This is a genomic window from Nitrosomonas europaea (genome assembly GCF_900167395.1).
GTDB lineage: Bacteria > Pseudomonadota > Gammaproteobacteria > Burkholderiales > Nitrosomonadaceae > Nitrosomonas > Nitrosomonas europaea.
The window spans coordinates 40,635-48,229 of the sequence record NZ_FUWK01000016.1; the positions used below are offsets into that span (position 1 = coordinate 40,635).

At 51.1% G+C, this 7,595-nt stretch carries 10 protein-coding genes and 1 pseudogene; 3 read left to right on the top strand and 8 right to left on the bottom strand.

Going from position 1 to position 7,595, the window contains the following annotated elements; genetic code table 11:
- Position 1 precedes the first annotated feature (1 nt).
- The 5 genes from B5D58_RS06580 to B5D58_RS06600 are packed head-to-tail and all read right to left on the bottom strand — an operon-like array spanning position 2 to position 4,187.
- The gene (locus B5D58_RS06580) at positions 2-382 is read right to left on the bottom strand and encodes a prepilin-type N-terminal cleavage/methylation domain-containing protein (RefSeq protein WP_011111838.1); all 381 of its coding nucleotides are present in this window, start codon (positions 380-382) and stop codon (positions 2-4) included.
- A gap of 4 nt (positions 383-386) precedes the next feature.
- Complete coding sequence (locus tag B5D58_RS06585) at positions 387-830, bottom strand: prepilin-type N-terminal cleavage/methylation domain-containing protein (protein WP_041356725.1); 444 nt, start codon at positions 828-830, stop codon at positions 387-389.
- Positions 790-1,185, bottom strand: a complete 396-nt coding sequence (gspG, locus tag B5D58_RS06590) for a type II secretion system major pseudopilin GspG (RefSeq protein ID WP_011111840.1) — start codon at positions 1,183-1,185, stop codon at positions 790-792. The genes B5D58_RS06585 and gspG overlap by 41 nt, the downstream gene beginning before the upstream one ends.
- Positions 1,186-1,239: 54 nt before the next feature.
- Positions 1,240-2,460, bottom strand: coding sequence for a type II secretion system F family protein (locus B5D58_RS06595; protein ID WP_011111841.1), 1,221 nt, complete (start codon positions 2,458-2,460; stop codon positions 1,240-1,242).
- Positions 2,457-4,187 (bottom strand): GspE/PulE family protein, encoded by a 1,731-nt coding sequence (locus tag B5D58_RS06600; RefSeq protein ID WP_011111842.1) that lies wholly within the window; start codon positions 4,185-4,187, stop codon positions 2,457-2,459. The genes B5D58_RS06595 and B5D58_RS06600 overlap by 4 nt, the downstream gene beginning before the upstream one ends.
- Before the next feature lie 343 nt (positions 4,188-4,530).
- Between B5D58_RS06600 and B5D58_RS06605 the strand changes: the two genes are divergently transcribed.
- Positions 4,531-4,752 (top strand): ribbon-helix-helix protein, CopG family, encoded by a 222-nt coding sequence (locus B5D58_RS06605; RefSeq protein ID WP_041356728.1) that lies wholly within the window; start codon positions 4,531-4,533, stop codon positions 4,750-4,752.
- A gap of 60 nt (positions 4,753-4,812) precedes the next feature.
- Positions 4,813-5,010 (top strand): annotated as a pseudogene (locus B5D58_RS06610) (IS5/IS1182 family transposase); the annotation flags it as partial.
- A gap of 14 nt (positions 5,011-5,024) precedes the next feature.
- Here B5D58_RS06610 and B5D58_RS06615 read toward each other — a convergent pair.
- The 3 genes from B5D58_RS06615 to B5D58_RS06625 form a co-directional block, all read right to left on the bottom strand.
- The gene (locus B5D58_RS06615) at positions 5,025-5,366 is read right to left on the bottom strand and encodes a hypothetical protein (protein ID WP_041356729.1); all 342 of its coding nucleotides are present in this window, start codon (positions 5,364-5,366) and stop codon (positions 5,025-5,027) included.
- A complete protein-coding gene (locus tag B5D58_RS13950) occupies positions 5,367-6,422 on the bottom strand; it encodes an RHS repeat-associated core domain-containing protein (protein ID WP_011111843.1) in 1,056 nt (351 codons plus the stop codon). It lies immediately after the preceding gene.
- Between the two features lie 71 nt (positions 6,423-6,493).
- Complete coding sequence (locus B5D58_RS06625) at positions 6,494-7,129, bottom strand: DUF416 family protein (protein ID WP_011111844.1); 636 nt, start codon at positions 7,127-7,129, stop codon at positions 6,494-6,496.
- Positions 7,130-7,316: 187 nt separating this feature from the next.
- Here B5D58_RS06625 and B5D58_RS06630 point away from each other — a divergent pair.
- Positions 7,317-7,595 (top strand): transposase (locus B5D58_RS06630; RefSeq protein WP_143779552.1); only part of this gene is annotated, 279 nt, incomplete at its 3' end.

A 7,595-nucleotide genomic window follows, 5' to 3' on the forward strand; every position in this document is an offset into this window, starting at 1 on the left:
CTCAACGAATCGCTCCGACACTATAAGCCTCAAGCGATACCAATGGTTGACCTCCCTGGAAGAAAACATCGACATGTACACGGCGAAGTGAAAATGGCCCTGCCGTGCCGGCAGAGCGATCTTTCTTTTCCGATGGCTCGATGGTTGCCGTCCACGAGAAGGGTCCATCCTGTCCTTCGAAATGGCCCTCCATTTCTGTGGCGATGACAGCGTGTGCCTCCATCTGATTCTGTGCAACCAATAGTGCTTCTGCACGTAAGGTATCTGCCTTGATTCGATCGAGATTCGTCACGATCGAAGGTAATAGCACACCAAAGAACAATGCCGCCACAGCGAGCGTTATCAGGGTCTCGAGCAGACTGAAACCACGTTGTACCGCCATACAGCTACTCGAGCCTCGAAGTCCCGGTCAACGTATCAATATGAATTCGTATGCGTGCCACTCCAGATACAAGCTCAATTATTCCCCCGCTGGATGATCCGTCGGTAAAGAAAGTGATACCCTCTGTACGTCCGACTTCTCCCGAACAAGTTACCATCCAATCAGTACTTCGGCTTGAGGTAACAGGTGTCGTTCTGTCGGAGGGAGCTGCCAAGGATTCACATGGAATAAATACAGCAGTACCGCTTCGCATCGCACTCAGCCGCGCCTTTCTCAAACGGTGCTCGATACGCTCCGATACAGTCTGCAAATGTCGATCATCCCCGGGTAAGGCTTGAGCGCCGATGAGAGAAAGCAACCCAAGCAACACGATTACCACCAGAAGTTCGAGCAGTGTTACACCGCGCTCACTGTTTATCCCAATTGCCGATATCGGTATCCTCGCCACTGCCCCCTTCCTTATCATCCGCGCCCAGCGAAAAAACATCTACAGGTCCATGTTTACCGGGTAACCGATATCGGTACGAACGTCCCCATGGATCAACCAAATGCTGTTGCTTTCGCACATAAGGGCCACGCCATCTGTTTACTCCCGGTGGAGCCTCCCACAGCGCCCGGAGCCCGTGCTCCATGTCCGGATAGCTTCCGGTATCGATCCGGTAGTAGTTGAGTGCAGTCGTGATGGTTTCCACCTGAAGAGCAGCCGTATCGGATTTCGCGCCGGAAAACATATTCATGACCTGAGGCGTGACTACGGCTGTCAACAACCCCATGATGACAAGCACAACCAGAAGTTCAAGCAATGTGACCCTGATTCACCCTTGGATTTAATTGAACAGAACAATAGAAATATTTCATTATGATCTCAATGCAAGTTGGTTGATACTGAGTATTCCGAGCATGACGCCACCCACGACAAGGCCAACGACGATACCGAGAAATGCAATCGCTAACGGGTTGACGAGAGCAAGCATTCGTTCGAGCTGCTCGGATGTATCTCGCTCGAGAAGCTGAGCCGCGCGTAAGGTTGTCTTTCCGAGCTCCCCGGTGTGCTCTCCTACTTCTATCAGCGCACATGTTTCATCCGGGATAACGTAGATAGCCCCAAGCGTCGTGCCAATCGTACCGCCTTCGCGCAGTTTTCGTGACGCCCCTTCCAGTGCAACACGAAGACGCCTTGAACCCGCAGCCTGGGCGGCCAGCAGCACAGCCTCCGAAGCTTCCACACCACTTTGGAAAAGCATCCCAAGCACGTTGAGTACGCGAGAGACGTTCAACTGGTCAATGATCCGGACAGGTGGAAGCCGCATAATCGAAGCAGCGACCCAATCCCCAAAGCGTACCGATCTGCGATACAGCAAGAACCCGATCGCCAGGATTGCACCCATCCAGAGCAAAGATGTGATTGCATGATTTACTGCGAGATCCGAGAGCCACAGCACAAAACGAGTCATCCCCGGCAAACGGTGCTCCTCGCCCGCAAAAATCGGCTCAAAACCCGGGATCACCACGGTAAGTACGATCAAAAGCGCAATCATCACGGTAACCAGTACGATTACCGGATAGGTCAGTGCATTTGCAATCTCAGCCCGGGTGCTGGCTTGCCGCTGCAAGTAACGCCCTGCTGTTTCCAAACCTTCGGCCAGTCTGCCACCACTTTCCGCAGCTCTGATCATCGATGGCAGATACCGGGGCATGCCCACCTCGATATCCAGGGCATCTGAGAGCGGGCCGCCTGCCTGAATGCGTGGTAACAAGTGTCGAGCCATCCTGGCAGAGGGTCGGTTTCCTTTTTGCCGCGAAACGACTTGCAACGCTTGCTCGATATTGAGGCCCGACCCCACCATCGTGCCGATCTGCTCACAAAAGAGCGCCACATCACGTATAGGTATCCGTCGGTTCAAAGTCACGGGCCGGCTCAGCAGATCATTCAAGCTGCCATCCTGCTCAATGATCCGAATCGGCGTCAGATTTTCACCAATCAATTGAACAGTAAGTTGGCGTTCGTCATCTGCTTCCCGGGTAAAAATACGGGAACCCCCTTCCGGCGTAATGGCCCTCACCGTGAATCGTGTCACTGTCCGACCTCTTCGACGACACTCAACACTTCCTCCAGTGTCGTTTCCCCTTGTATTACCCTATCCAGGCCATGAGACCATAAGGTCGGCGTGTTCTTTCGCCTGGTGATCCCCAGCAGTACCTCCTCTGCGTGTGGTTGCCGGATTGCTGCCTGCTCCTCCAGGCCGATTGGAAGAGCTTCAAAGATCGGTAATCTGCCTGTATACCCGCGTCCGCGGCACGCTGGGCACCCCATAGCCACGGGTAACTGACATGTCTCAGCCTTATGACCAGACACCGATGCCAATGCATGACGTTCATCCCCTGTCGGTTCGCGTGTCGTGCAACATTCTGGACAAATCCGGCGAACCAGCCGTTGTGCACCTGCAAAAACCAGTGTCGACGCCAAAAGATAATCCTCGACCCCGAGATCGAGCAATCGAGTTATGGCCCCGGCTGCCGTATTGGTGTGTAAGGTGGCGAGTACCAGATGCCCCGTCAGAGCCGAACGGATGGCAATATCCGCGGTCTCCTGATCGCGAATTTCGCCGATCATGATCACATCCGGATCGTTGCGGAGTACCGATCGCAGGGCGGCCCCGTATGTCAACCCGATCTCCGGTTTGACCTGCAACTGAGATACCCCGGGAAGCGTGTATTCAACCGGATCCTCAACCGTCACGATCTTTCGTTCCGGACTCCGGATCGCGTTCAAGGCGGCATAAAGAGTTGTCGTTTTGCCACTACCTGTCGGACCGGTGATCAAGACGATACCGTGAGGACGATCGAGGGCTGCGCGCAGTGCCTGCAAGCCAGACGGATCGAGGCCCAGGCTCTCCAGTTCAGGCGACACCGAATGCTGCCCGAGCAGGCGCAATACCATGGATTCGCCATGGAGTGTCGGAAAGGTGGCAACACGTAAATCAAGACTGACTCCTCGCGTCGTAAAGCGGATACGTCCATCCTGTGGCAAACGTCTTTCTGCAATGTCGAGCCGCGCCATGAGTTTCAGTCTCGAGACCACTGATCGCGACCAGCGATTCGACAGCACATCGACTTCCTGCAGAACACCATCGATCCGGTATCGCACGACCAGCGAATCAGTCATCGGTTCGAGGTGAACATCCGATGCACCGGCATCCATGGCCTGAGTGAGTAGCTGGTGCGCCATACGTATGGCCGGCGCCTCCGAGTCATGATCCGAAAGCTTGTCGATATCATCCCCGGTACTGGAAGCGCCCGGCGTAACGTTGTCGGTACCTGCAGAAATATCAGCTATTCCTGCCTGGAGATACTCGTCGATATCCGACTCCAACGCAGCAACCGGTTCCACATCCTTGCCCAGGGCAAAGCGTATACCCGTAATCGCTACACTATCCTGCGGATTAGCCATGGCCAGCCTGACATACGTCTCGGATACCATAACCGGACATACCCGGTGTTTTCGCAAGAAAGCCAGATTGAGATCATTCGGAATATGGGGAGGTTGCGGATACTCGGCACGGGTCAATACGGCGACACCGAGTATATCTGCAAAAGTCCGCGCCATATCGCGTTCGGATACGACACCCAGTCGCGTCGCTGCAGTAGAAAACGCAATGCCATGTGCCAGTGCTGCCGCCTGTACGCGTTCGATTCCCTCGTCTGTGATGAGTCCGCGTTGCTGAAGTATTTCGATCAGTGCAGAAGTTGTACTGGAAAGGTACTCGGGTAGGTTTGATAAAGCCTGATTGGCTCGCATGCTCATCGTGAATATCGCAGTGCTACCTTGTGCTGAACAAGTCTGGCCTGACCATTGATATGATATTTCTTGCTGAGACTTGCACTGCTACCCCTATGCCAATTATGTGATCGAATTATATCAAAAGAGTGTATTGATTCTGGTCACCAGTGTGATCTGTCCCGGACATCCAGCACCATCGTAAATCAGACTGTTGCTCAAGCGGATTGGCACGCTTAGCTTGTATCAGCGTACATATCGCCCGGGCGACGCGATTGTTGTCATAAGCAGAAATTTAAGAAACTTGTTCACGCACTAAATAAGCGCTATATTTACGCATAAATGACGCTTATTTATCAACAGGAAAAATATGGCAAACGATAAAGAAACAATCCGCCTCAGCTTGAGCGTATCACCCGAGCTAAACGAACGGTTGGAACAGCTGGCTTCTTCTGGGCATACAACTAAAACTGAGATTTTACGCAAAGCCATTGCGCTGTATGACGTGGTCGCTGAAGCCAAATCAGAGAAAAAAAGACTGGGTATTCTTGATCAAAACAAACAATTACTCACTGAAATCGTAGGCATTTAGTGAGTGAACAGAGCAATGAGAGGCACAACGACTCCCAGATCAATCTGGGACTAAACAGCTGTTATCCCGCCAAAAAAGAATCGAAAAATACCAAGACCTTACGATAAAGAACTGTATAAGCTGAGGCATCTCGTCGAAAATGCTTTTCTTCATCTCAAAAGATGGTGTGGTATCGCTACAAGATACGCCAAAAACACCTCTTCTTTCCTTGCTGTCGTACAAATTAGATGTATCGCCCTCTGGGCTGATATCTTGTGACTAAACATAAGCAATTATCCCTCAGATGGAAAAAAAAGCTCTGCACTTGAGGAAATGAAGCTCGCTTGAAAAAGCAATGAAAGTCGTTCTTTAGGCACTCCATAAAGTCTAACGTATACCTCCTTAACTTCATTACGATCATCAAAAAATATTGTGGCCTTCATAGTATCTCCCTCATAGGTAGACATCCCCAAGGAATTCTCAACAAATTTTAGCTCCAACACTTCTAGCAAGAATTTCTTCGTATCGCTTGGAAGCCTCTTATCAGTCTTAAATTCCCATCCTGCATCTCCTAAAACTTTCTCATTTGGAACCGGCAATATAAAAGCAGCTTTGTATTGTCCTTTTGGAACCATTTACTTCTCCCAAATTTGAACTGGTATCTGATCAATTCCAGCTCTTTTTGCAGCTTCCACTCGATGGTGACCGTCTTGAATTTCCAGTCTTCCATCTGTACGACGCACAGCATCTATAGGCTTGTTTTGATCAAATCCATTTGTTCTCATATCTTTTTCGAGACGCTTTATTTGAGAGCCAGACATTTCTGAGCGAGTTTGGGTTGGAATTAAATTTGTCGGATTGACTTGTTTTATTGTTGATTCTGCCACTCCTTGTATTGAAGAACCAATTCTTCCCGCATTTCTGATTTCGGAGACGCCTGGGATCAGTATCGCAACCCGTTCCCAACCGGAGAGAGAATCACCGGTTATGGGTGTTCTGCCTGCTACTGCACTGTAGAGATCGGTATAGAAGCCGGCAGGTGTAAATCCTATCCCGATTTCTGTGAGCGTACCGGCATTCTCCCTTCCCCAGGAGCCCAGTTTACCCAGCAGCATACTGGCAGCAGCTGCACTCAGCCCCGACGGATCATTGAAGTTGATGGGGTTGTTGCCAACGTATGCATACAGATTGAGATCATCCGCGATGCCAATCGGATCGGTCTGCAGGAACCGGCCCAGTGCAGGTGAGTAGAACCGTGCCTTGTAGTAGTACAGATTGAGTGAACCGAGGAACTGCTGGCCGGTGTAGCGGAAGCGGATGCCGGTAGCGATGTTGGGTTCACCGTACGGGCCGTAGCTGTGGATGGCGGTGCTGGTGCCAGCACTGTTGGCTGTGCCGATGACACTGCCCAGCTGGTCCTGGTACAGCCAGGTTTTGTTGGTCGTGGTGGTGCCTTCATACCACACCAGCGGTTCATCTACGCCGGGGCCGTGCACGTAGCGGCGCAACAGTGTGCCACCGCTGTTGTATTCAGCCACGAGATCGACACCGTCATAGGTCAGGCCGGTGATGGTGCCCGCCAGGGTGGTCTGGCGCAGACGCCCTGCGCCATCGTACGCGAGGCTGTTGCTCGAGCCGGTTTTATTGGCACTGATCAGCTGGTTGTCGAGGTCGTAGGTGTAGGTCCACACCCCGTCGCCGCTCAGGTTGCCGTTGACGGCATACGTCGGAACACGGCTAACGCCGCTTCCGACTTATGAGCTTAGGTAGCCTCAGAAAATAGGTCGTTCGATTCGGACTTGGATCGTTCCATAATAATCTTTATAGTCTTTTTTAGGGATTCAGAATCCCGCTTCGAATTAATGATTTCGTTCAAGTCACGAAGCTGCCTACTTAGCTCATTGCTAACTATGGGGTGATCTAAAATAAATTTTTCTCCATCAGTAGCATTAGTATTCACGTTATAGGTATTTACTACAAAATTATCTACCGCTTCATAGACGCGCTTTGCAGCCCATATAGCCTCTTGAGGACATCCAGAAGCCAACGACCTCAGAGAATAAATAATCGCCGCCGCAGCGTCTTCGGCATAGGGCGTACCACTTTCCCAGGCATCCTCCTCAGAAGGTAACACAGCCATGCAGCGCTCCAGCAAACCATTGAGAATGATTGCATCGTGGTTTCCCGCTATCACAGCGTTCCAAACATAGGAAATGGCTTCGGAGTAAGCATCGAGATCGACTTTTTTTGACTTGGCCACCCTTGCATATTCAACATAACAAGTAAAAATCCTCTGCGCGCATGAGGCTGCAAAAGCACTTTGCGCTTCTATAGGAAGCTGGTCTAGGATTTCCTTCAATTTGGATTCTGAAAATTCAATGCCTTTCATAACACCCATTTTAGCTGTCCGTGGTTTCTTGATATATGAGTAGCTTAAAAAACATCCCGGAACCAGAGCGAGTCCGGTTCCGGGAAATTATTTTGCGAAAGATTTAAGGAGTGTCACTACTTCAAGCTACTACCTAAAATTCCACCTGAATCGCCCCGGGTTTTGAGGAGGCTCCAACTTTTGAGAGAATGGAGCCATGAGCAATCAAACAAAGTTTTCCCCTGAAGTTCGTGAACGATCTGTTCGTCTGGTACAGGAACATCGAGGCGAATATCCATCGCTATGGGCGGCGGTTGAATCAATTGCACCCAAGATTGGCTGTGTGCCCTCCACGTTGCTGGAATGGGTTAAACGTAGCGAAATTAACAATGGCGCACGCGAAGGTCTGACAAGCAGTGAACGTGATCGCCTCAAGGCGTTGGAGCGTGAGAACAGGGAACTGCGCCGAGCCAATGAGATATTGAAAACAGCCAGT